Annotated in this window: 22 protein-coding genes, 2 tRNA genes and 1 riboswitch; of the genes, 16 read left to right on the forward strand and 8 right to left on the reverse strand. The window is 67.5% G+C overall.

What is annotated here, in order from left to right:
- Positions 1-20: 20 nt before the first annotated feature.
- The 5 genes from QFZ69_RS00415 to QFZ69_RS00435 all read left to right on the forward strand — a co-directional run bounded on the left by QFZ69_RS00415 (position 21) and on the right by QFZ69_RS00435 (position 6070).
- Entirely contained in the window at positions 21-653 is a 633-nt protein-coding gene (locus QFZ69_RS00415) for an ECF transporter S component (RefSeq protein WP_306914785.1), read from the forward strand.
- Positions 654-699: 46 nt separating this feature from the next.
- Positions 700-2325 carry an ABC transporter ATP-binding protein gene (locus QFZ69_RS00420; protein ID WP_306914787.1) on the forward strand — a complete coding sequence of 542 codons (1626 nt, stop codon included), beginning with the start codon at positions 700-702 and terminating at the stop codon, positions 2323-2325.
- Positions 2322-3125 (forward strand): energy-coupling factor transporter transmembrane protein EcfT, encoded by an 804-nt coding sequence (locus QFZ69_RS00425; RefSeq protein ID WP_306914790.1) that lies wholly within the window; start codon positions 2322-2324, stop codon positions 3123-3125. Before QFZ69_RS00420 ends, QFZ69_RS00425 begins: the two co-directional genes overlap by 4 nt.
- A 130-nt stretch (positions 3126-3255) precedes the next feature.
- Positions 3256-4779, forward strand: coding sequence for a UDP-N-acetylglucosamine 1-carboxyvinyltransferase (locus tag QFZ69_RS00430; protein WP_306914792.1), 1524 nt, complete (start codon positions 3256-3258; stop codon positions 4777-4779).
- Between the two features lie 109 nt (positions 4780-4888).
- The gene (locus QFZ69_RS00435; RefSeq protein WP_306914794.1) at positions 4889-6070 is read left to right on the forward strand and encodes a glutamate--cysteine ligase; all 1182 of its coding nucleotides are present in this window, start codon (positions 4889-4891) and stop codon (positions 6068-6070) included.
- A gap of 124 nt (positions 6071-6194) precedes the next feature.
- Here the strand turns inward: QFZ69_RS00435 and QFZ69_RS00440 are convergent, their stop codons facing one another.
- From QFZ69_RS00440 to QFZ69_RS00450, 3 genes are read right to left on the reverse strand one after another with little or no spacing between them, the layout of a single operon-like run.
- Complete coding sequence (locus QFZ69_RS00440; RefSeq protein WP_306914795.1) at positions 6195-7403, reverse strand: O-succinylhomoserine sulfhydrylase; 1209 nt, start codon at positions 7401-7403, stop codon at positions 6195-6197.
- Positions 7404-7823 carry a rhodanese-like domain-containing protein gene (locus tag QFZ69_RS00445; protein WP_306914797.1) on the reverse strand — a complete coding sequence of 140 codons (420 nt, stop codon included), beginning with the start codon at positions 7821-7823 and terminating at the stop codon, positions 7404-7406.
- Positions 7820-8068: a DUF1737 domain-containing protein gene (locus QFZ69_RS00450; RefSeq protein WP_306919545.1), complete on the reverse strand. Its 249-nt coding sequence runs from the start codon at positions 8066-8068 to the stop codon at positions 7820-7822. Before QFZ69_RS00450 ends, QFZ69_RS00445 begins: the two co-directional genes overlap by 4 nt.
- 98 nt (positions 8069-8166) lie before the next feature.
- Positions 8167-8278: riboswitch (SAM riboswitch) on the reverse strand.
- 953 nt (positions 8279-9231) lie between these two features.
- Between QFZ69_RS00450 and QFZ69_RS00455 the strand changes: the two genes are divergently transcribed.
- Both QFZ69_RS00455 and QFZ69_RS00460 read left to right on the forward strand, forming a co-directional pair.
- A complete protein-coding gene (locus tag QFZ69_RS00455; protein WP_306914799.1) occupies positions 9232-10179 on the forward strand; it encodes an ATP-grasp domain-containing protein in 948 nt (315 codons plus the stop codon).
- Positions 10180-10347: 168 nt separating this feature from the next.
- Positions 10348-11256 (forward strand): glycosyltransferase family 2 protein, encoded by a 909-nt coding sequence (locus QFZ69_RS00460; protein ID WP_306914801.1) that lies wholly within the window; start codon positions 10348-10350, stop codon positions 11254-11256.
- 24 nt (positions 11257-11280) lie between these two features.
- On the opposite strand, the gene QFZ69_RS00465 is transcribed toward QFZ69_RS00460, so the two are convergent.
- Positions 11281-12270: an aminodeoxychorismate lyase gene (locus tag QFZ69_RS00465; RefSeq protein WP_306914803.1), complete on the reverse strand. Its 990-nt coding sequence runs from the start codon at positions 12268-12270 to the stop codon at positions 11281-11283.
- Positions 12271-12384: 114 nt separating this feature from the next.
- On the opposite strand from QFZ69_RS00465, the gene cls reads away from it, so the two are divergent.
- Positions 12385-13839 (forward strand): cardiolipin synthase, encoded by a 1455-nt coding sequence (cls, locus tag QFZ69_RS00470; RefSeq protein ID WP_306914805.1) that lies wholly within the window; start codon positions 12385-12387, stop codon positions 13837-13839.
- Positions 13840-13846: 7 nt separating this feature from the next.
- Here the strand turns inward: cls and QFZ69_RS00475 are convergent, their stop codons facing one another.
- The 3 genes from QFZ69_RS00475 to QFZ69_RS00485 all read right to left on the reverse strand — a co-directional run bounded on the left by QFZ69_RS00475 (position 13847) and on the right by QFZ69_RS00485 (position 17294).
- Entirely contained in the window at positions 13847-16003 is a 2157-nt protein-coding gene (locus QFZ69_RS00475) for a chorismate-binding protein (protein WP_306914807.1), read from the reverse strand.
- Complete coding sequence (locus QFZ69_RS00480; RefSeq protein WP_306914809.1) at positions 16000-16560, reverse strand: low molecular weight protein-tyrosine-phosphatase; 561 nt, start codon at positions 16558-16560, stop codon at positions 16000-16002. The genes QFZ69_RS00475 and QFZ69_RS00480 overlap by 4 nt, the downstream gene beginning before the upstream one ends.
- 110 nt (positions 16561-16670) lie before the next feature.
- Positions 16671-17294 carry a LysE family transporter gene (locus QFZ69_RS00485; protein WP_306914811.1) on the reverse strand — a complete coding sequence of 208 codons (624 nt, stop codon included), beginning with the start codon at positions 17292-17294 and terminating at the stop codon, positions 16671-16673.
- A 998-nt stretch (positions 17295-18292) separates the two neighbouring features.
- Here QFZ69_RS00485 and QFZ69_RS00490 point away from each other — a divergent pair.
- The 5 genes from QFZ69_RS00490 (at position 18293) to QFZ69_RS00510 (ending at position 19139) form a co-directional block, all read left to right on the forward strand.
- Positions 18293-18366: transfer RNA gene (locus QFZ69_RS00490), tRNA-Gln, on the forward strand.
- A gap of 2 nt (positions 18367-18368) precedes the next feature.
- Positions 18369-18441, forward strand: a tRNA-Lys gene (locus QFZ69_RS00495).
- 75 nt (positions 18442-18516) lie between these two features.
- Positions 18517-18735: a hypothetical protein gene (locus tag QFZ69_RS00500; RefSeq protein WP_306914813.1), complete on the forward strand. Its 219-nt coding sequence runs from the start codon at positions 18517-18519 to the stop codon at positions 18733-18735.
- 30 nt (positions 18736-18765) lie between these two features.
- On the forward strand, positions 18766-18927 hold the full coding sequence (locus tag QFZ69_RS00505; RefSeq protein ID WP_306914815.1) for a hypothetical protein: 162 nt from the start codon (positions 18766-18768) through the stop codon (positions 18925-18927).
- Positions 18927-19139: a DUF2905 domain-containing protein gene (locus QFZ69_RS00510; RefSeq protein WP_306999844.1), complete on the forward strand. Its 213-nt coding sequence runs from the start codon at positions 18927-18929 to the stop codon at positions 19137-19139. The genes QFZ69_RS00505 and QFZ69_RS00510 overlap by 1 nt, the downstream gene beginning before the upstream one ends.
- 179 nt (positions 19140-19318) lie before the next feature.
- Here QFZ69_RS00510 and QFZ69_RS00515 read toward each other — a convergent pair whose 3' ends face one another.
- A complete protein-coding gene (locus QFZ69_RS00515; RefSeq protein WP_306914819.1) occupies positions 19319-20134 on the reverse strand; it encodes a class I SAM-dependent methyltransferase in 816 nt (271 codons plus the stop codon).
- A gap of 268 nt (positions 20135-20402) precedes the next feature.
- On the opposite strand from QFZ69_RS00515, the gene QFZ69_RS00520 reads away from it, so the two are divergent.
- From QFZ69_RS00520 to QFZ69_RS00530, 3 genes are all read left to right on the forward strand, one after another.
- Positions 20403-20858 carry a hypothetical protein gene (locus QFZ69_RS00520; protein ID WP_306914821.1) on the forward strand — a complete coding sequence of 152 codons (456 nt, stop codon included), beginning with the start codon at positions 20403-20405 and terminating at the stop codon, positions 20856-20858.
- A 270-nt stretch (positions 20859-21128) separates the two neighbouring features.
- Positions 21129-22991 carry a molecular chaperone DnaK gene (dnaK, locus tag QFZ69_RS00525; RefSeq protein ID WP_306914823.1) on the forward strand — a complete coding sequence of 621 codons (1863 nt, stop codon included), beginning with the start codon at positions 21129-21131 and terminating at the stop codon, positions 22989-22991.
- 2 nt (positions 22992-22993) lie between these two features.
- Complete coding sequence (locus QFZ69_RS00530; RefSeq protein ID WP_306914824.1) at positions 22994-23665, forward strand: nucleotide exchange factor GrpE; 672 nt, start codon at positions 22994-22996, stop codon at positions 23663-23665.
- The last annotated feature ends 32 nt before the right edge of the window (positions 23666-23697 follow it).

The raw sequence follows: 23697 nt of genomic DNA on the forward strand, positions 1-23697 counted from the left end.
CTGTTCCTCAGGAGGACGATATGACTGACATTTCTGCCAAGCAGGGCCTGGCCCGGCGCAACTACAACTGGCGCGTGGTGGACATTGTGGTGGCTGCCCTGATCGCGGTTGCCGGCGGGGTTGTCTTCTGGGCCTGGTCCCAGGGCGCCAACCTTATTTCTGCTCCGGTCAACGCGCTGTACCCGCCGCTGACCGGGCTCTACGCCGGCGGCTGGATGATTCCCGCCGTGCTGGGCATGCTCATTATCCGCAAGCCGGGGGCGGCCCTCTTCTGCGAAACCGTGGCGGCCACCGGCGAGCTGATCATGGGGTCCCAGTACGGAACGACGGTGCTGATCTCCGGCCTCCTGCAGGGACTCGGCGCGGAGCTCGTGTTCGCCGCCGTGGTCTACAAGAAGTTCAACCTGCCGGTGTCGCTGCTGGCCGGTGCCGGCGCAGGCCTCTTCTGCGGCCTCAACGACTCGTTCCTGCCCTGGGGCTGGAACATCGCCTACGCCGGCGGCGACAAGCTCGCCTACATCATCTTCACCGCCGTCTCCGGTGCGGTGATCGCCGGTGGACTGTCCTGGCTCGCCACCCGGGGCCTGGCAAAGACCGGGGTGCTGAGCTCCTTCCCCTCGCGCAAGGCCGCCACGGAGCCCGTGTTCTCCTGAAGACTGCACTGCTCCGGGCGGAGTCAGCAATGACGGGCCGCGGCTCATGAGCACCGCCGACCGAGTCCGCCCGGCCGGGGTCACGGCCCGCGGCTGGGGCTGGCGGCACGCGGGCCGGTCCCGGCCCGCGGTCAACGGGCTGGATCTGGACATCAGCCCCGGGGAACGGGTGCTGCTGCTGGGGCCATCGGGCTCGGGCAAATCAACGCTGCTCCACGCCCTCGCAGGGGTCCTCGGCGACAACGCCGCCGACGCCCTCGGCGACAACTCAGGCGCGGTGACCGCTGAAGACTCTGACGAAACCGGCACGCTGCACATCGACGGTGCCGCCCCGCGGGCGCAGCGGGGCCGGGCCGGGCTCGTACAACAGGACCCGGAAACCCAGGTGGTGCTCTCCCGCCTCGGTGACGACGTCGCGTTCGGAGCGGAGAACCTGTCGGTTCCGGCGGCCGAGATCTGGACCCGGGTCGGGGAAGCGCTCGACGACGTCGGGCTGGGCCGGCTGCCGCTGGACCATCCGACCTCGGCCCTGTCCGGCGGACAGAAGCAGCGGCTGGCCCTCGCCGGAATCCTGGCGATGCGTCCGGGGCTGATCCTGCTTGACGAACCCACCGCCAACCTCGACCCGGCCGGCGTCCTGGAAGTACGGGACGCCGTGGGCCGGTGCCTGGACAAAACCGGGGCCACCCTCGTGGTCGTGGAGCACCGGGTCTCCGTGTGGAAAGACCTCGTGGACCGGATCGTGGTCCTCCAGCCCGGCACCGCGACGGAACCGGCCGTGCTGATCGACGGTCCGCCGGACCGGGTCCTGGCACAGGCGCGGGACATGCTCACCGCCGCGGGCGTCTGGGTCCCCGGCTACGTGCCGCGGACCCGGGGCCGTACGGGGCCGGCAACTCCCGTGGGCTCTGCGGGAACCGGCAGGCCCGGAGGGCACGACGCCGGGACGCTGCTGATGACTGCCGAGAACCTGGCCGTCTCCCGCGACCGCGGCCGCCGTTCCGGTGTGCGCGGGGGCTTCCGCACGATCCCTCCGGTAGCGGTGCAGTCCGGCATCACCGCCCGGGTCCGGGCCGGCGAAGCCCTGACCATCACGGGCCCCAACGGCTCCGGAAAGTCGACCTTCGCCCTGACCCTGGCCGGCCTGCTGGCGCCGGTCTCCGGGGCCGTCTCCGCAACGCTGGAGCTGAGCGCCGGCGCGGGGATCGATCCGTACAAGTGGAAGGCGCAGCAGCTGATTGCCCGGATCGGAACGGTCTTCCAGGAACCGGAGCACCAGTTCGTCACCGGCCGGGTGCTCGACGAGTTGATGTTCGGCCCCCGGCACCTCGGCCGTGGAGAAGAACGGGTGGACGAGTTGCTGGAGCGGCTGCGGCTGACCGAGCTGGTGGACGCCAACCCTTACACGCTCTCCGGCGGCGAAAAGCGCCGGCTCTCGGTGGCCACCGTGCTCGCGGCCCATCCGCAGGTGCTCGTGCTGGACGAGCCCACCTTCGGCCAGGATGCCAACACCTGGTCCGAGCTGGCATCCTTCCTCTCCGAGCTCCTCGACGCCGGCACCGCCGTCGTGTCCGTCACCCACGACGCGGAATTCACCGCCGTGCTCGGCGGCACCGAACTCAGCCTCAACACCCCGGGCCGGCGGGACCCGGACCCGGTGAAGGCGCCATGAGGGATGTCCTGAACCTGCGCGGCAACCAGGCGCTGCTGACCCGGGCGAACCCGCTGGCCAAGTTCGCCGCCGTCGTGCTGATTACGCTGGTGTTGGCGTTGTCCATCGACTGGGTTTCCGCCTCGGTGGCGCTGGTCTTTGAAGTGGCTCTGTTTCCGCTCGCCGGACTGAGCCTTGCGTTGCTGTGGCAACGCGGCTGGCCGCTGATCCTGGCGGCGGGACTGGGCGGCTGGAGCACCGCCATCCTGGCGCCGGACAGCGGCAGGATACTGCTCGACGCCGGCATCTGGTCCATCAGCGAAGGCTCCCTCGAACTCGGGCTGGGTTTCCTGCTCCGCGGGCTGGCCATCGCGCTGCCGGCGGTTCTGCTGATGAGCTGCACGGACCCTACGGACCTGGCCGACGCGCTGGCCCAGAACGCGAAACTGCCGCACCGCTTTGTCCTGGGCACGCTGGCCGCGTTGCGGCTCGTGGGGATCATGGCCGAGGAATGGCAAACCATCGGCATGGCGCGGCGCGCGCGTGGCGTGGGCTCGCGGGGCACTCCCTACCAGCGCCTCCGCTCCACGCTCGGGCAGAGCTTCGGGCTCCTCGTGCAGGCCATCCGGCGCGCTTCCCGGCTGGCTGTCACCATGGAAGCGCGCGGCTTCGGCGGCGCCGAACGGACCTGGGCCCGGCCCTCGACCTTCAGCGGCCTGGATCTCTGGGTGCTGCTGGGCGGCGCCGGGATCGCCGCGGCCGCCGTGGCCGCGGCGCTCGCGGCCGGGACCTGGAACCTCGTCTTCCTCAGCCCGCAGTAGCACCCAGCCAGCGGCACTCCGCATCACGGAAATCCACCCGACTTATCGCACAAGATGGGTATTCCTCAAAGACACTTGGAATTCTGGGGTAGTTTCCCGGTCCCATAGCTCATTGGTGATATATTTAGGTATGACACAAGAGACTGCCGAACACGTAGGCGCCCTGCTCCGCGATGCCCGCGGCCAGAAGGGCTGGACCCAGGGACAGCTCGCCGCCGAACTGGGCACCAGCCAGAGCGCCATTGCCCGGATGGAACAAGGGAAGCAGAACCTGAGCCTGAAAATGATCCAGCGGCTGGAATCCATCTTCGGCCGGAGCATCGTCAAGGTCGGCCGGCCGCAGATGACCCACCTGCGGGTCGAGGGCGGCCACACGCTGTCCGGGTCGGTGGCTGTCAACAGCAGCAAGAACGCCGGCGTCGCGCTGCTGTGCGCCAGCCTGATCAACCGCGGCACCACGACGCTGCGCCGGCTGGCGCGGATCGAGGAAGTCAACCGGATCGTGGAAGTGCTGACCAGCATCGGCGTCGAATGCAGCTGGCTCAACGCGAACGATCTGCAGATCCGCCGCCCCGCCGTGCTGGACCTTGATTCCATGGACGTAGAGGCGGCCCGCCGGACCCGCAGCGTCATCATGCTGCTCGGCCCGTTGCTGGACGAATCCGGCGAATACCGCCTGCCGTACGCCGGCGGCTGCGACCTCGGCACCCGCACGGTTCAGCCCCACATGCAGGCGCTGCGCCAGTTCGGCCTCAGCGTCGAGGCGAAGTCGGGGTTCTACACCGTGCAGGCGCCGCCGTCGGACGGGGACAACCGCTCCTTCGTACTGAGCGAACGCGGTGACACCGTCACCGAGAACGCGATCATGGCCGCGGCCCACCGCCCCGGCACCACCATCATCCGCAATGCCAGCCCCAACTACATGGTGCAGGATCTGTGCTTCTACCTGCAGATGCTCGGCGTCGAGATCCAGGGCGTGGGTACGACCACCCTCAAAATCACCGGCCGGGCCTCGGTCGACGCCGACATCGAGTACTTCCCATCGGAGGATCCGATCGAGGCGATGAGCCTGATTACCGCCGGCATCGTGACCAACTCGGAAGTCACCATCCGCCGTGTCCCGATCGAGTTCATGGAGATCGAACTCGCGACGCTCGAACAAATGGGCCAGGGCCTCGAGGTGTCGGGCGAATATCTGGCCCGCAACAGCCGTACCCGGCTGGTGGATGTCACTACCAAGCCCTCGGAATTGCGGGCGCCGGAGGACAAGATCCACCCGATGCCGTTCCCCGGCCTGAATATCGACAACCTGCCCTTCTTCGCGGTCATTGCTGCCAACGCCCACGGCCAGACCATGATCCACGACTGGGTGTATGAGAACCGTGCGATCTACCTGACCGAACTGAACAAACTCGGCGCCCAGGTGCAGCTTCTGGATCCGCACCGGATCTACGTTAACGGCCCGACCAGGTGGCGGGCAGCAGAAGTGGGCTGCCCGCCGGCGCTCCGCCCCGCGGCCTGCCTTCTGCTGGCGATGCTCGCCGCCCGAGGGGTTTCCGAGCTGCGCAACATCTACGTGATTGAGCGCGGCTACGAGGATCTGGCCGAGCGGCTCAACACCATCGGAGCGAAGATCGAGTACTTCCAGGACTGAACTGATCCCGGTATGAGGGTTTCCCGGACCGTCGCGGAGGGATTCCGGGGGCGGCGAGACACCGCAGCGGGGTAGCGCGTTTCCGGAAGTCCTGACGCACAATAGATTCATGCGCACCTTCGGTGTCGAGGAAGAACTCTTGATAGTGGACCCGGAAACGGGGCTGCCGCTGGCCTTGGCCGATGTCATGCTGCCGGTCCTGCTCCCGCCGGCGCCGGAGGCCGGGCGGGTGGTCGCAGCGCAGCAGCCGGTCCACGAGGACGCCGGCTTCAGCTTTGAACTCAAGCTGGAGCAAATTGAAACCCAGACGCGGCCGTGTCTGGACTACAACGAGCTGCTCCGGCAGCTCCGGCAGGGCCGGGCCCTCACGGACCAGGCCGCCAGGGCCCACGGCGGCCGTGTCGCGGCCCTGGCGACATCGCCCCGCGGCTCCGCAACGCACACCACTCCCTCGCCGCGTTATGTCACCATGCAGGAACGCTTCGGGCTCACCGTCCGGAACCAGCTCACCTGCGGCTTCCACGTTCACACCTTCGTGGAGTCCCCCGAGGAGGGTGTGGCGGTGATGGACCGGATCCGCGACAAGCTGGCCGTGCTGGTAGCCCTCAGCGCAAACTCCCCGTACTGGAACGGTGCGGAGACCGGGTTTGAAAGCTACCGTACGCAGGCCTGGAACCGCTGGCCGGGCTCGGGTCCCACGATGATCTTCGGCAGCCTGCCCGTCTACCGGCGGGTCGTGACCCGGCTGGTGGAAAGCGGCGTGCTGCTGGACGAAGGGATGATCTATTTCGACGCGCGGCTGTGCCGGCATCACCCCACGGTGGAGGTCCGGGTCGCCGACGTCTGCCTCCGAGCCGAGGACGCGGCTCTGATTGCCGTGCTGGTGCGCGCCCTCGTGGAGTCGGCCGGCCGGGAGTGGGCCGACGGCGTGGAGCCCGCCCCGGTACCCACGTTATTGCTGCGGATGGCCGCCTGGCAGGCCAGCAACTGCGGGCTTCGCGGGGAGCTGCTGGACTTCGGGACGTTCCTGCCGGCCCCGGCTGCCCAGGTGGTCCAGGCGCTCGTGGACTATCTGGCGCCGGTGCTGGCCGAGCAGGGTGAGCTGGAGCTGGTCCGCGAGGGCATCGCGCGGATCCTCGCCGAGGGGACCGGTTCCCAGCTGCAGCGCCAGCCGTTCAAGCACGGCGGACTAGTGGCCGTCGTCGACCGCGCGGTCGAGGTGACTACTCAAGGGACGGAACCCTCGCAACGCGCGGACCAGACATCGCGGGGACCGGCCCGCCGGGCCTGAGCGGGAGACCCTGAGCGGGAGGTCCTGAGCGGGAGACCTTGAGCGGGAGGTCCTGAGCGGGACAACAGGTCCAGGCAGTGCGGAAATACTGCCGCGGACTGTCATCCCGCGGAGGGAAGAAGCCCTACACCTGCTTGAGCGCCTGGCCGAGGTCGCGGATCAGGTCGTCGATGTCTTCCAGGCCCACGGAGAGCCGCACCACCCCGTCGCTGAGACCAATCGCCGCGCGGCCCTCCGGGCCCATGGCGCGGTGCGTCGTCGTGGCGGGATGGGTGATCAGGGACTTGGCGTCGCCCAGGTTGTTGGAGATGTCGATGATCCGCAGCGCGTCCAGCAGCACGAACGCTGCCTCCTGGGCGGAGCGCCCCGGGGAGGGTGAAAGCTCCAGCGTCAGCACTGTGCCGCCGGCCTTCATCTGCTGCGCCGCCAGTTCGTACTGCGGGTGGGACGGCAGCAGCGGGTACTTCACCCAGTTGACCGCGGGCTGCTCCTCGAGCCATTCAGCCAGCCGCAGGGCCGATGCCGAGGAGTGCTTCACCCTCAGGGCCATGGTCTCCAGGCCCTTCGTGAGCACCCAGGCGTTGAACGCCGAAAGCGCGGGGCCGGTGTGGCGCATGAGTTGCTTCACCGGACCGTCAATGAATTCCTTGGTGCCCAGGATCGCGCCGCCGAGTACCCGGCCCTGGCCATCGATGTGCTTCGTGCCGGAGTAGACGACCACGTCGGCGCCGAGATCGCCGCAGCGCTGCAACAGCGGGGTGGCAAAGACGTTGTCGACGACGACCGTCGCGCCCGCGGCGTGCGCCAGGCCGCTCACGGCCGCGATGTCCACGATCTCCTGCATCGGGTTCGACGGCGACTCGAAGAAGACCGCCGTCGTGGGCTCCGACAACGCCGAACGCCACTGCTCCAGATCCGGTCCGTCCACGAATACCGTCTCCACGCCCCAGCGCGGCAGGATCTCATTGAGGATCACAAAGCAGGAACCGAACAGCGAGCGGGCGGCGACCACGCGGTCGCCGGCGCCGAGCAACGCGCCGAGCGCGGTGAACACCGCGGACATGCCCGACGCGGTCGCAAAGCACGCCTCGGTGCCTTCAAGCAGCCGGAGCCGTTCCTGGAAGGTCGCGACCGACGGGTTGCCGTACCGGGAGTAGACGAACCGCTCGTCCTCGCCGGTGAAGGCCCGCTCCGCGGCGGCGGCGGATTCGTAGACGAAGCCGGAGTTGAGGAAGATCGGCTCGGTGGTTTCCTGGAAGCCGGTACGGTCGAGCCCGCCGCGGACAGCCTGGGTTTCGGCGCTCCAGGCGGCGGCGTCGGGATTGAAAGTCATTTAGATCTTTCCGGGGTTGATGGGCAGCCCGCGGTTCTTCCAGCCGTTGACGTTTCGTTCGCCGTATTGGTCCGGCGCGCCTTCGAAGCCCTCAAGGACGTTGTAGGAGACGAAGCCGGCCTCTGTGGCGGCGTTCGCGGCGGCGATGGAGCGGGCGCCGGAACGGCACAGGAAGACGAGTTCGGTCCCGGCGGCATCCGGGGCTTGCTGCTTCAACTGCTCAATGAAGTGCGAATTGGGGACGCCGCCGGCCAGGTTCCACTGGATGAACAACGGATCAGTCCGCTTTTCGTTCGCGGACGCGGTTTCCGGGATGCCGATGCGGGCCCATTCGGACTCGGTGCGGACGTCGACCAGGATGGCGCCTGCTTCGAGCTTGGCCCACGCATCCCGGGGGCTGAGGTCTCCGGCGTAGCTCATGCGTGGCCCCCGATAACATCTTCGAAGCCATACGCTTCGCCGTCCAGGTCCTCCACCGCATCGGCGACGGCGGCGTCCGCACTGGCAATCGCGGCCGGCAGCACCACGGCCTGGGCCACGATGACGGTGCTGCCGTTGAACGTTGCGGACGGGCTGCCGTGCAGCACGTAGCCGTCGGCCAGTGCGGTGGAAACGCGCTCGCAGAAGGAGCGGTCGTCGGGGCCGGTGTAGAGGCGGTAGGCCAGCTTTTCCTCGGCGGCAGAGCCGGGGACAGCGGGGGACGGGGCGGTTGCTGTCCTCGGAACAGCGGGGGCGGACGCGTCGGGCACGACGGGACTCCTTCTTTTCACGCTTGCAGCTCGAATGGTCGATATGCCGAGTATTCACCTGAGGCACCCCGCCGCGAAGAGGGTTGCCGACCGGCCAGTCAGGGCTTGACGCCGGTTCTCATTACTCTGCAAAAACGTAACACCTGCGGCCCGCTGGCGCACCGCCGTCGCCGTCATGTTCCGTAACCGGCGCCTGCCTCCCCGGAGCGGACGTCAGCCTGCGGGCGCACTCCGGTGTCCGGTAAGGGTCGTTCAACCATGACCGGTGGACATGCCCTCCCGCGACGTCCCGCTGAGTGGTGGACATGCACTCCCCGAGGCGGCAGCAATGGACATAGAGCCGTTATGCCCATCCCTGCGTGCCAGCGTGGGACATGCCCTCCCGTGACGTCCCGCTGAGTGGACATGCCCTCCCGCGGGCACCAGCGATGGACATAGAGCCACCATGTCCATCCCTGCGTGCGGCCGTGGGGCATGCTCTCCCGTGGCCGGTGGACATGCCCTGCCGTGACGTCCCGCTGACCGGTGGAGATGCCCTCCCGTGACGTCCCGTTGAGTGGACATGCCCTCCCGGTGGCACAAGCGATGGACATAGAGCCACCATGTCCATCCCTGCCTCCGACCGGTGGACATGCTCTCCCCGTGACGTCCCGCTGAGTGGTGGACATGCCCTCCCGGGGGCACCAGCGATGGACATAGGGCCACTATGCTCATCCCTGCGCGCCAGCCTGGGACATGCTCTCCAGCCGAACGTGCCAGCGTGGGACATGCTCCCCGGTCGAGCGGGACCAGCGTGGGACATGCCCATGGTTCGCGGCCCATGCTCGCCCCGGGTGCGGGCCATCTGGGTAGCCGGAAGCCCAGTCCACGTATCGCGGGTCCGCCCGGGCTATGCGCCGGAGCCAGTTTCGAGTATCGGCTACTCGGGCCTTGTGATAGGCCGCTCGCTTTTACTGGTAGGCGAGGCTGCCACGCTTCCGGCGGCCTCAAGGTGCAAACCGCCGCTGCTTGAAGGCGTGTCGCGCAGGGTCATGCCACACCCTGGGCGCCGTCTCAGAATTGAATTGAATGGAGAAACCGTGAAACCCCGTATCCTGATCACCGGTGCCGGCGCCCCTGCCGGGCGCGCGCTAGCGGCGCAGTTGAAGTCCAGAGACATTCCCTTCCTCGGAGCCGACGTCCGCGAACTGCCGGTAGGGGCGGGCTTCACTGCGGTCCGGGTTCCCCCCGCCACCGATCCGGAAATGGTACCGGCGCTACGGCGCCTCGTCGCCCGGGAGAGCATCAATCTCGTCATTCCGGCGGCCAGCGAGGAGCTGACCCACCTCTCGGCCGCCCGCGCCGGTTTCGGACGGGACGTCCGCGTCATTATCGGGGACCCGGGACCCGTGGCACTGGCCAACGACAGGCTCTTCACCGCCTGGCAGCTCCGCACGGCCGGAGTCCCGGTCCCGCGCTGCGGCGTTCCCGGGGATTTCGCCGGCGCGGATGACGCCATGGCGGCGCTGGACGGCCCCGTAGTCGTCAGGCCAAGAGTCTGCCGCGGCGAAGGTTCCGTGATGTTCATCGACGGCAGCCAACATGTCGACTGGGCAGCGCTGCCCGACGGGCAGATCGTGCAGGAATACATTCCCGGGACGGAATACCTTCCCTTGGTCTTTGGAACCCCCGCGGACAACGGAACGGCTCCCTTCGTGATCGTGGCAGAAAGGACAACCTCGGCAGACGGAAACCCGGGCAGGGCGGACGGATGCGTCCGCCGGGCCGTGGCCGGCGAGGATATGGACGTCGGCAACCTTGCGATGGCCGCCGTCCGTTCATTGGGACTGACGGGCCCTGTCGAGCTCGCGGTCCGGCGCCGGGACGACGGGACGCCGGTGGTACTGGACGTGAACGCCCGCTTCGGGGCCAGCAGCGAGTCGGCACCGGAACTGCTTGATGCAGTCCTGGCCTCCTTCAACCTTCCCTCTTTCAACCCCGCCTCGTTCCGGCAGGGAATCGGAGCGTACGCCTATGCCGTGGTTTGACGCAGCAGACCCGGGTATCCAACTTTTCCTGCTGCTCATCCCGGGCCTGCCGATCGCCGTATTTGGACTCGTCCAGCTGCTCGCGCTGCCGTTGGCGGTGGGGTTCGAGCTCCCTGCCGCCAGCGCCGGCGCCAGGGAGTGCCCACGTTGTGGGATGAATGGCCCAGCGTGTCGATCATTGTTCCGGCCCGCAATGCGGCCAGCGTCATCGACAACTGCGTCCGGTCTATCACGCGGACCCGTTACGCCCGGTATGAGGTCGTCCTCGTTGACGAGGGCTCCACGGACAACACCGCGGAATTGATGGCCTCCTTCGCCGTGGCGGATCCTCGGATCAAGGTCCTGCGGCACTCCCATGGAGGACGGGCAGCAGCCCGGAATCTGGGCGCCCGGCATGCGGCGGGCGACGTACTGATGTTTGTCGACGCGGACGCGATCTTCTGCCGGTGCACCGTCGACCGCATGCTTCAAGGCTTTGAGGACCGGCGCACCGGGGCCGTCTACGGGGATGACTGGCCGGCCCGCTGGAACCGGGGTCGGGGCGGGCTGCTGGCCGCGCTCAGTCATCTTGGTACCGGAATGACCCGACGGGTCTTGGCCGCAGGCGGGGGCCTCCCGTTCCTTCCCGGCGGCATCGAAGCGTTCCCGAGCAAAGTGCTGGCCGAGATCGGGCCCTTCCGGGAGGGCGCGGCAGACGCGGAGTTGGAGCTTGCCTGGCGCGTATGCAAGGCCGGCTACCGTGTCGGCTTCGCGCCGCGGGTCCGGATCCAGGCCGCGTCTTCGTCGACTCTGCGGGAACTCTGGCGGCTGCGCTCCCGCCGGACGCGGGGCCTGTTACACACAGTGGCGGCCCACACCGGCACGCCCTGGCCGGGATTCTTGCTGCGCCACCGGTGGCTCGTGCCGCTCGTCCCGGTTTACTCCCTGTTCACGGCCGTGTTCATGCTGGCCGGCCTGGTGCGGCACGTTCGCGGACTGGCTGGGCGCCGGGACAAGCAAAGCCACACCACGTCAGCCGGCCCCGGCGCGGACCGCGACGACGACGCCTGGCGGGCGCTCCGGGAGGCCTGGGCCTGAGTGCGCTGAAGCGCCGGGAACCGGCTACTCGATGGTGGCGTAGAGCGCATTCAACTCTGCCGTCAGCTGTTTGCGCAGTTCCGGAGTGCCGATCTCCTTGCCGTCAATGTGGTTGACAGGGGCCAGCAGCCTGATGCTTGAAATGAGCCAGACCGCGTCGGCGTCGAGCAGGTCCTTCGGCTCCAGCGGCCCGTAGCCCAGCTCCCAGCCGGCGGCCTTGGCCGCGGTGAACAAGGCGCCCTGGGAGGTTCCGGGCAGAATTCCGCTGTCCAGCTGCGGCGTGATGAGCCGACGGATCGTGCGGACGCCGCCCTGGCCGTCGTCGGACGTTTCCAGGTGCGCCAGCAGGACTGTCGACGTCGGACCCTCGAGGACGCGGCCGTCCGCGGAGGTGAAGATGACATCGTCCGCGCCCTGATGGTGGGCGTAGCGCAGCGCGGCCATGTTGACGGCGTAGGAGAGGGTCTTGGCGCCGAGCAGCAGCCACGGGGCCCGCTCGCCGACCTCGCTGTCGTAGCCCCGGTCCAGGAGCAGGACGTCGATCCCGGTCTCGCGCTGGCGGCGGCCGGCGGCGCCGGGAGCGGAGACCTGCACCCAGCAGGTGGGCCCCCCCTCGCCCTCCACCCCGCGCGTCACGAGGAGTTTCACCACCAGCTCATCAGCCGGCGCAGCGGCAGGGGCCTCCGCAGCGGCAGGCGCCTCCGCCACGTCCGGCACCTGCGGACCCCGGAACTCGCGGATCGCCGTCTCAATGGCACGCCGCCACTGGTCCTCCGCCGGAATCTCGAGCTCGAGAACCCGCGCGGAGCTGGCCAGCCGGTCCAGATGGGCCTGCAGTTTACGGGGCCGGCCGCCCACGGCCAGCAGCGACTCGAACACGCCGTCGCCGCGGGTGGCGCCCTGGTCGGTGGCCATCAGCTGCGGTTGGGACGCGTCAGCAACCCGGCCGTTTTCAAACTCGGGGTCCAGGAACACCAGCACCGTGGCGGGGCCGGCAACAGAGGCAGAAGTCATGGTTTCAGCTTAGTGCGGCGCGGGCCGCGATAGGATCTGAAGGCTGCCCGTTCCGGAAATGCTCCGCGGGTCTGGAACATGAGGGGTTTGCCTGTGCTGTGGCCATTTCCGCTGATGGGAACGCTCCCCTCCTGGGCAATCCTCATCCTGACCCTGATCGACTTTGCGATCCGGGTGCTGGCCCTCGGCATCATCCCCGGAAACCGCCGTCCCACCACCGCCATGGCCTGGCTGCTGGGCATCTTCTTCGTCCCTGCCTTGGGCCTGGCGTTGTTCCTGCTCTTCGGGAACTTCCGACTCTCCCGCAATCGCCGGGCCCAGCAGCAGGCCGTGAACATGCGCGTCCGGGAGGGCACACTGGAACTGGCCAGCCTGGAAAGCCACTACGACGGTCCGGAGTGGGTGGCTTCCGCCGCGGAACTGAACAAGACCCTCGGCTCCCTGCCGATGGTGGACGGCAACAAGGTGGAGCTGTTGCCGGGTTATCCGGATTCCATCAGGGCGATGGCGGCGGCCGTCCGTGAGGCCAAGGACTTCGTCAACGCGGAGTTCTACATCATGAGCACGGACCATGTCACCGACGAGCTGCTCACCGCGCTCGAGGAAGCCGCCGAGCGCGGCGTCGAAGTCCGCGTCCTGTTCGACCACCTCGGCACCTTGCGCATCAAGGGCTACCGCAAACTCATCGCCCGGCTCAAGGCCAGCAAGATCAGCTGGCGGCCCATGCTGCCGTTGCGGCCCGTGCACGGGCAGTGGCGCCGCCCTGACCTGCGCAATCATCGCAAGATCATGGTAATCGACGGCGAAATCGCCTTCACCGGTTCGCAGAACCTGATCGAGCCCTCCTACAACAATCCGCGGCACCGCAGGGTGGGCCGCGAGTGGGTGGAGCTGATGGCCTGCCTGCGCGGTCCGATCGTCACCACCCTCAACGTGGTTTTCGCTACCGACTGGCTCGGCGAAACCGACGAGTCGCTCGAGCACCAGCTCGGGCACCGGCCCGAGCTGCACGCCGGCGACATCACGGCCCAGGTGGTCCCCAGCGGTCCCGGCTTCATCACAGAGAACAACCTGCGGCTCTTCAACACGCTGATCTATTCGGCGCAGCACAAGGTCTCGATCTGCAGTCCGTACTTCGTTCCCGATGACTCGTTGCTTTACGCGGTGACGACGGCCGCGCAGCGTGGCGTCGACGTCGAACTGTTCGTATCGGAAAAGGGCGACCAGTTCCTGGTCCACCATGCCCAGCAGTCCTACTACCAGGCGCTGCTGGAGGCCGGGGTGCGGATCTACCTGTATAAGGCGCCTTTTGTGCTGCATGCCAAGCACTTCACGATTGACGACGAGGTTGCCGTGCTGGGCTCGAGCAACATGGACATGCGTTCCTTTTCGCTGAACCTCGAGGTCTCGGTGATGCTCCTGGGCGAGGACATCGTGCAGCGGCTCCGCGCCGTGGAGGACACGTACCGGGACATCTCGCGCGAACTGACGCCCGATGACTGGATGCAGCGTCCCATGCTAGTCAAGTACGTGGACAACGTGGCACGGCTGACGGCGACGCTGCAGTAGCCCGCCGTCAGGAACCGCCGGCCCGGCCGGCCGGGAATTCGGCGCCGACGGCGGAGAGCACGCCGAACGCCTTGGTCCGGATCTCCTCATATTCCTCGTCGGGAGAGGAATCCGCCGTGATCGCGCCGCCGACGCCGAGGCTCAGCCGGGTACCGCCGTCCCCGTCCGCGGACTCGCTGATCACCAGCGTCCGGATCGCCACGGCGAGGTCCGTGGCGCCGCTGAGCGAGAAGTAGCCGATCGCCCCCGAGTATACGCCGCGGGGGGCGCCTTCCAGGCGGTCCAGGATGGCCATCGTGCTGACCTTCGGCGCGCCGGTCATGGAACCCGCCGGGAAGCAGGCCGCGACGGCCTCCGCCCGGGGCATGCCGGGCCGAAGCCGCGCATCGATGGTGCTGACCAGCTGGTGGACGGTCGCGTAGCTTTCAACCGCGCAGAGCCGGCTGACGGACACGGATCCGGGCACGGCGAAATGGCTCAGGTCATTGCGCAGCAGGTCCACGATCATGATGTTTTCGGCGCGGTCCTTGGGTGAGGCTTCCAGTTCCCGTCTCAGCCCCGCATCCCGTACCGGGTCAGGGTCCCGTCGCCGGGTGCCCTTGATCGGCTCGGCCCGCATGCCGCCGTCGGCCGCAATGCGCAGGAAGCGCTCCGGCGAGGTGCTGGCCACGCTGAATTCCCCGAAACGCAGGTAGCTGGCGAACGGCGCTGGATTGCGGCGCCGCAGCGCCAGATATGCCTGCCAGGGGTCCAGGCCGCCGGCCGGCACGCGCGCCGTCAGGGCGGTGGTGAGACAGACCTCGTAGCTGTTTCCTTCGGCGATCTGATACTGCGCGTCGGCAATCTTGGACTTGTAGGCGATCTCCGAGTCCCGCGCGGCGAAGTCCGGCCCGGCCGGCAGTTCGACGGCGCCACCTCCCCCCGCCGGCGCAGGCACCGCTCCGGCCTGCGGCACCGCCGCCGCCCCGGTCTGCGCGACGGCGGACCGGGCCGCAGCCAGCCACTCCCCGGCATCGGGGGTGTCCAGGGCGAGCAGCCATACCGTACGCTCCAGATGGTCCAGCACGACGGCGCGTCCGGCGAAGAGGAGGCAGGCGTCGGGCGTATCTGAGCGAACGTCGCTGCCGCCGGTCTCGCGTTTGAGTTCGTAGCCGAGATACCCCAGCCAGCCCAGCGCGAACTCGCCCGGGTAGCCTTCGGGAGCGCGGAGCGCACTTCGGCCCCAGGCGCCGTCGAGCCAGCGGAAAAACGGTCCCTCGGTTCTGACGGTGGCGTTTCCGACGCTCACGGAAGTCTCGCCCGAACTGTGCCGGACCGTCTGGCCGAACCGGCCGCCGTCGTCCGCCAGGATGCTGAACCGGCTCCGTTCGGCCGCGCCGTCCCGTTTCGCACCGCCCCGTTCCGCACCGTCCCGTTCCGCACCGTCCTGGTCCGCGACGTGCGGCCCCCGTCCTTCCGGCGGGAGGGAGGAGTCCAGCCATACCGCATTGGCCGAGTGGCCGAAGAGGCGCTCGAACAGCATGACGGCGTCCGGCGCGGCATCGATCCGCTCGGCCCGGAGCTGCAGCCCGCTGCGGGCCGCGAGTTCCGGCATCAGTACCGGGGCCAGCGCGGGCAGATACTGGAGGGACTCCAGCACCTCCTCCGGGGCGGCACCGTCCGCGAGATTGACTACCCGCACGTCGGCGTGTGCCGGTACGTCATCCCCGGCCAGCCATTCCTGCTCCTGGGCGGCCCATTGATCCCAGTAGGGTTCGTAGCTTGCACCGTCGCGCTCGAGTGCCCGGCTGCGGCGGTCCTGGTCCGGTGAGTCCACCCAGACCACGGCGGCCAGGAACGGGCGGGCGGCTTCGGCCGCTGCGCCCACGCCTTCTACCAGGACAATCTCGGCGGGCTGGGTGGTACGGGTTTCGCCGTCGTAGTGGCGGTTCCAATCCCAACTGACCCATTCGGCAGGTTTGCCGTGCTGGAGAGGTCGCAGGACCGTGGAGACGTAGCGTTCTATGCCTGCCGCGAGTCCGTTCCAGCCGGGATAGATTTCCTCCAGATGGAACAGCGAGACCTTGTGATGTTCCCGCAGCCTGACGGCGAGTTCGATCGCCAGGGTGGTCTTTCCTGCGCCGGACCGGCCGTCGATGGCGATGATCACAGGTGCGGGAGTCATGAAATAGAGCGTACCCGCTGCTCCGGACGCTGCCCTTGCACCGCACCCTGTTGGGCCAGATGCGTGCGGACGTGCTCCACGATGCCGGGCACGGCGGCATGGATCAGATTCCAGGTCAGGTCGAAGTCCGCGTGCCCGCCATACCACGGGTCCTCGATGCCCTGGTCCAGGGTGTCCATGCCCGCCACCGCGGGATCGAAGCTGCGCAGCATCCGGATCTTGGACAGGGACTCGTGGTCGGGTGCCGCCTGCCGCAGCCAGCCATAGTGGTCCACATCCAGGGCCAGGATCAGCTCGTGGCTCTGGAACCATTCGGACCGCCATTCCCGCGCCACGTGATGGTCTGAGGAAGTGCCGTGGGCCAGCAGCTTGCGGGCGGCGCGGGGATCGATCGGCCGGCCAACCTCGTAGGCCGTTGTTCCGGCCGAGTCCACGACCGCGGCGGCAAGGCCCTCGGCGGCGAAAGCCTCCGCGAGCATCAGCTCGGCCATCGGGGACCGGCAGATGTTTCCGGTGCAGACCGTGATGATCCGGTACTGCCTCGACGGTGAGTCCATAGCTAAGCATGAATGATGCGGACGTCTCTTGGCTAGCCGTCAACCCGGCAGTGTTACAGCATCTGTCATGTTAGTTGCTTGAATGTGTCACAGGCCGGGCGTACCGTGGCTCAGTGGATCAGGGCCAGTAGAACGCCGACCGCGACGAAGAGCACGCCGAAGGTCCGGTTGAGGATCTGCTGCCCGCGCACGTCGTGGGTGAACCGCTGGAACGACTTGGCCGCGGCGGCGAAGAAGAGCCACATGACCAGGATGTCGATCACGATAACCGTCAGGGACAGGACCAGGTACTGCGGGAGCAGCGGCTGGTCCGGACGGACGAACTGAGGCATGAAGGCCAGGAAGAACACGATGGCCTTGGGATTCAGCAGGTTGACCCAGAGCCCCCGGCGGAACATGGAGAGCGCCGCCTCGTTGCGCAGCGCGGCGGCCTTCTCCTGGTCCAGATCCGGTTTGTGCCGGAACTGCCGGACGCCCAGATACACCAGGTAAGCAGCGCCGGCGTAGCGGATGACATTGAAAGCCGCCGGCGAGCTCGCCACCAGAACCCCCACCCCCAGAGCCACGATCAGGATGTGCACGATCAGGGCGGCCTGCTGGCCGAGGATGCCCCAGATCGAGCGGCGGAAGCCCGAATTCAGTGAGTTGCTCATCGTGTTGATGGCGCCTGCGCCGGGAGTGAAGCTGATCAGGACGCCGGCGCCCGCAAGGGCGAGCCAAAGGGAGGGTTGCACTGATTCAGTTTAGTGCCGTCCGCTGCCCGGCGGCGGACCCCGCCCGGGCCGATGTCGACGGCGTTGACGCGGAAGACGGGCAGTTGGACGACGTGGGGAAGGCGATGGCAACAACCAGGAACACGTACCCGACACCGTCTCGCCGACGCCGCAAGGGCCCAGTGGACCCGCTCCCGGACACTCACGGGAAAGAACCCGAACGGAGAACCCGGCACCGGGTTCCGGCACATGTTGGAATCAGCCCAGGTTTGATTCTTGGATTTATAGCGAAAAGGGAGGTCTCTCCGGTCAGGCAGGGACAGGGTTTCGCTGGATGTGGACGAGCCCGGTGAGTGACCTTTCCGAAGAGCCGGTGCCGGGATGCGAGCCGGCCACGCTGGATACTGGTGCCGTTCCCGATTGTCCCGCTGGGCCGTCTTCGCCCGGACGCCGGTTTTCATGTGGCGGCAGATCACTGGCCAGGCGGCGTTTGACGGTCTCTCCGGAGGGCACTCGGTGCAACGCCAGGTGGCAACGCCAGAGGGCTGCCCGGTCCCGCCGCAGGGTTCCCGATCCCGGAAAAACCGGCCAAAAAAATCTCCGCAGATGCTTGAAGGATCCTTCCTCCGGTGCTAAAAAATCTATATCAGCCAATACAGATCGGCTGGTAGGGAAATGTGTACGACGGCGGTGTCCTGACCCTGCGGATTCCGGTCACCGAAAAGGCCAAGCCGCGCAAGATCGAGATAGAAACCAAGGAGGCACAGCACCAGATCGGCGCCTAGTTTCACCACGGGACCGGGAGGTCCGCACGCTGTGTTGACTGCCTAGTTGGGGCGATCTGCCATTTGCGTGCACGCCACAGCGCCACAGGGCGCGTCGGCAGCAGGCGACGGTACCTTCCAAGAAGGCGGCCCCCGCAACGCGGGGCCGCCTTCTCACCTTGGTCGGGCCATTCCGGGCGGGGCGAGGCTTGGGCATGGCAGCCAGGGGATACCGCCGGATCGACAGGTTCGGGATGCCCGCTAGCACAACTGGTAGTTGCGCCGGTTTCTGGTACCGGAGGTTCCAGGTTCGAATCCTGGGCGGGCAGCGGCACCTGTAGCTCAGCCGGTAGAGCAGCGGACTTTTAATCCTCGGGTCGTGGGTTCGAATCCCACCGGGTGCACACCAGACAATAAGGCCTTGTGTCCCGCCCGGCCCGCCCTGCCCGCGGGGCCAGGCGAAAGGACGGTGATTCCCGATGAATTCCGAACTTGAGCGGCTGCGGGCACTGGCGGCAGTGATCGCGACGGCCGAGGCAGCCCTGGACATGGCCTACCGGACGCTGCAGGAATCCGCCGCCGGGCTCCTGCGCATCAGAGACGCCACTCTTGCCGAAGTCAGCGAGGCTACCGGGCTGAACCAGGGTGACCTTTTGGAGATGCTGAGCCAGAACTTTCCCGGCCGCGAACTGTCCTGAGAGCAACCGGGGAGCTGATCGGCTGCTGCCATGGAGCCGATGGATTGTCTGATCATCTACGTCCCCATCGACGCTGCGGACGCTGTCCGGCCGGCCATTGACGACGCCGGGACGGGCAGGCTGGGCAACTACTCGCACCGGCCTGCGGGTCACTGTGCTGCCGCACGTCACGAGAGTGAAGGAGGCATGTGATGGGCCGGGACTTCGGTCCGCTGCTCGTTGCTGTCGGGTTGCTGGTTGTCCTGGCGGGCGTACTGGCATGGAACGGCTGGCTGTCGTGGTTCGGCCACCTGCCTGGCGATGTCCGCATCGATCGGGAGAACGTGCGGGTCTACATCCCCTGGGTCTCCATGATCGTGGTTTCGGTTGTAGTCAGCATCGTGATTTCCCTGTTCCGCCGTTGACGCCCGTCCTGCATTTGCCGGCCCTCCCGGGGCCAGCACGGCAAGCGGCGGACAGCCCTGGGATTTTTGCGAGTAGCTCGAAGTCAAAACCTGCCTGGTTGATCATGATTTGATCCTAGAAGCCACGTGCGGACGTCCTCCAGTGCCCAGCGTGCGTACGTGGAAAATCGATACCGGGTTCATGCCCGGGCAATCACCTCGCCGTTGGGAATCAGGAACCAGCCGTCGTCGGTGGAACCCCAGCGGTGCCAGCCGGCCGAAATCCGGGCCAGATCGGCGGCGTTGGCGAAGCCGTACTCGAGCGCCTGGTCCGCGAAGGCCGAGTGCAGCACCCGTTCGCCCCAGACCCGTGCCTGCCAGCGGCGCTGCTGGCCGGTGGCGTAGAGCCAGTTGCTGCTCGAGGGTGCGACGTCGGTGAACCCGGCGGACTGGGCCCACGAGACCAGGCGGCGGCCGGCGTCGGGCTCGGCTCCGTTGCGGCGCGCAATCCGCTGGTAGAGCTCCATCCATTGATCAAGCTCGGGGACGGCCGGGAACCAGCTCATGCCGTGAAAATCTGCGTCGCGCACCGCCACGATGCCGCCGGGCCTGGCGACCCGTCGCATCTCCCGGAGGGCAGTGACCGGGTCCGTGAGATGCTGCAGCACCTGATGGGCGTGCACGACGTCGAACGTTCCATCCTCGAAGTCGAGGTCGTAGATGTTGCCGGCGACGAACTCGACGTTCTGCACGCCGCGCTCCGCCGCGAGCAGCCGGGCCTGGGCGATCACTTCGGGGGAACGGTCCAGCCCGGTGACTGTGCCGGGGGCGGTGAGTTCCGCGAAATCGCACGTGATGCTGCCCGGCCCGCAGCCGACGTCGAGCACTGAGACCCCTGGGGTGAGGTGCGGGATCACGAACGCTGCGGAGTTCTCCGCCGTCCGTGAGGCATGGGCTCGGACCACGGATTCATGGTGGCCGTGGGTGTACACGTCGTCGGGCTGCTGCGCACTCATAATGAAACGCTACCGCCCCGCGCGCAGAAATGGCCGGACCCACCCGTTTGGCCCGCGGTTGTTGCCGGTTGAGCCCGCGGAAACGGCAACTATTGCGGGTCAGTTGGGGGCGGTACCGTCTCCTGCGCGGCCTCCTGGCCGGCCCGGAGCCGGAATCCGAGCCCGCCGCCGGGCCCTTCGGGGACCCCCTGTTGCCTCCCCGTGCCGCTCGATAGACTGCCTTTATGCCCGCCCCGGGCGTGCCTGATGCTTCCAGGAAGGACCCTCCATGTCTGAAAACAGCAAGTTTGACCGAACGGCGGCCGAGATGCAGGAAGGGCGCACCGCCCGGCCGGGAGCCGCCGGGGATGAAGCAGCCGACGGCGATGCTGGCCAGTACGTCGAGGGCGACTACGGCGACGCGGGCGTGGCCGGTGAGAATCCGGCCGCCGCCGAGGAGGGCGAATACCAGACCGGTGACTACGGCGACGCCGGGGTGGCCGGAGGGGCCGTCGTCGGCGACGAAGCGGGCGATTACCCCGAGGGCGATTACGGAAAAGCCGGCGCTCCCGGCGAGACACCAGCCGCGGCCGGCGAGGGGGAATATCCCGAAGGCGACTACGGCGCCGCGGGATCCGCCGGCGACCAAGGCACCGGTGACCAAGCCGCCGGCGACCAAGGCGCCGGCCGCCGTGCCGTCGCCGACAGTCCTGCCGATGCTGCCGTGCCGCGCGAGGAGCGGTAGGCGGAGGCTTCGCGCAGAGCGAAACCGCGGCACTGAATTTCCCCACCCCGCCGCCAAACCCCCGGAAGTCCAGGGAAAATCTGACCTCAGCTGTGCGGTTCTGTGCGCTGAACCCTGCCTGAAAACAGAAACTTGAGTGTGGTTGACTCAAGTTGGGTTGACTTGGATCCGGGTCTGAGTAAAGTTGAGCCTAGACCACTCAATACCGGCCGGGCTCTAAAGGTCCGCGGCCAGCTCAGCAAGGGTTCCACGGAAAGAAGGAAGCAACATATGTCACGTGCAGTAGGTATCGACCTCGGAACAACCAACTCCGTCGTCTCCGTTCTCGAAGGTGGCGAGCCCACCGTCATTGCCAACGCCGAGGGTGGCCGCACCACGCCGTCGGTCGTTGCGTTCTCCAAGTCCGGCGAAGTGCTGGTCGGCGAGATCGCCAAGCGCCAGGCTGTCAACAACATTGACCGCACCATCGCTTCCGTTAAGCGCCACATGGGCACTGACTGGAGTGTCGCCATTGACGACAAGAAGTACACGGCGCAGGAAATCTCCGCCCGCATCCTGATGAAGCTGAAGAACGACGCCGAGTCGTACCTGGGCGAAAAGGTCACCGACGCGGTCGTCACCGTGCCGGCGTACTTCAATGACGCCCAGCGCCAGGCCACCAAGGAGGCCGGAGAAATCGCGGGCCTGAACGTTCTGCGCATCGTCAACGAGCCCACCGCGGCCGCACTGGCCTACGGTCTGGACAAGGGCAAGGAAGACGAGCTCATCCTCGTCTTCGACCTCGGCGGCGGAACCTTCGACGTCTCGCTGCTGGAAGTCGGCAAGGATGAGGACAACTTCTCCACCATCCAGGTCCGCTCCACCGCCGGTGACAACCACCTCGGCGGCGACGACTGGGACCAGCGCGTCGTTGACTTCCTGCTGAACCAGCTCAAGGTCAAGGGCATCGACCTGTCCAAGGACAAGATCGCCCTGCAGCGCCTGCGCGAGGCAGCCGAGCAGGCCAAGAAGGAACTCTCTTCCTCCACCAGCACCAACGTCTCCCTCCAGTACCTCTCCGTCACCCCCGACGGCCCGGTCCACCTGGATGAGCAGCTGACCCGCGCCAAGTTCCAGGACCTGACCAAGGACCTGCTGGACCGCACCAAGAAGCCGTTCCGGGACGTCATCAAGGAAGCCGGCATCAAGCTCTCCGAGATCGACCACATCGTGCTTGTCGGCGGTTCGACCCGCATGCCGGCCGTGTACGAGCTCGTCAAGGAACTGGCCGGCGGCAAGGAGCCGAACAAGGGCGTCAACCCGGACGAGGTCGTCGCCGTCGGCGCCGCACTGCAGGCCGGTGTCCTCAAGGGCGAACGCAAGGACGTGCTGCTGATCGACGTCACGCCGCTGTCCCTCGGCATCGAGACCAAGGGCGGAGTCATGACGCACCTGATCGAGCGCAACACGGCCATCCCGACGAAGCGGTCCGAGACCTTCACCACCGCCGATGACAACCAGCCGTCCGTGGCCATCCAGGTTTTCCAGGGCGAGCGTGAGTTCACCCGCGACAACAAGCCGCTGGGCACGTTCGAGCTGACCGGTATCGCTCCGGCACCGCGCGGCGTCCCGCAGGTCGAGGTCACCTTCGACATCGACGCCAACGGCATCGTGCACGTTTCGGCGAAGGACAAGGGCACCGGCAAGGAACAGTCGATGACCATCACCGGCGGTACCGCGCTGTCCAAGGAGGACATTGACCGCATGGTCCGTGACGCCGAGGAGCACGCCGCCGAGGACAAGGCCCGCCGCGAGGCAACGGACACCCGGAACACGGCCGAGCAGCTGGCCTACTCGGTCGACAAGCTGATCGCCGACAACGCCGACAAGCTGCCCGAAGAGGTCAAGACCGAGGTCAAGGCCGACGTCGACGCCCTCAAGTCAGCCCTCGAAGGCACCGATGACGCCGCTGTGAAGACCGCGTTCGAGAAGCTTCAGGCTTCCCAGACCAAGCTCGGCGAGGCCATCTACGCCCAGGCCGGTTCCCCGGACGGCGCCACCGGCGCCCAGGGTGCACCCGCCGGCGAGCAGGCTGCCGGAGCCGACGAGGACATCGTCGACGCCGAGATCGTTGACGAAGACGAGAAGAAGTAATCATGCCCCATCACGGTAACGAGGAAGAGCACGGTTCTTCGGAGGACCGGAGCCACGGCAACGAGCAGGAGAACGAGCCGCAGAAGCCGGTGATCCACGACAACCGCAAGGTTGATCCGAAGACCGGCCAGGCCCGCCACCCTGACCAGGAGCGCGCCGCCGCAGGGGACTCCGAGTCCGGGGACGCACTGTCCCAGGCCGAGGACATCCTGAACAGTGTCGAGGTTCCGGCCGAGGAGTCGGTGGCGCAGGGTGTGGACGCGGCCGCGGCGGAGGAGCTCAGGAATGACCTCCGCCGGCTGCAGGCCGAGTACGTCAACTACCGCAAGCGCGTCGAACGCGACCGCGCCGTGGCAGGGGAGATGGCCGTCATCGGCGTCCTGAACTCCCTGCTCCCGGTACTGGACGACGTCGATGCCGCACGCCAGCACGGTGACCTCACCGACGGCCCGTTCGCCGCGATCGCCGCCAAGCTGGAAAACGCCCTGAAGACGTACGGCCTGACCCGCATCGATGAGACCGGCGTGGAGTTCGACCCCACAGTCCACGAGGCCCTCATCCAGCAGCCCGGCGATGTCGAACTCGACACCGTCAGCCAGGTCCTGCGCTCCGGCTACAAGTCCGGCGACCGCGTGCTCCGGGCAGCACAGGTCATCGTGGCTGTTCCGGCGTAGAGTCGCCTTCGCGAAGCGAGACAAGGGGCCCC

Source organism: Arthrobacter sp. V1I7 (assembly GCF_030817015.1).
Classification (GTDB): Bacteria; Actinomycetota; Actinomycetes; order Actinomycetales; family Micrococcaceae; genus Arthrobacter.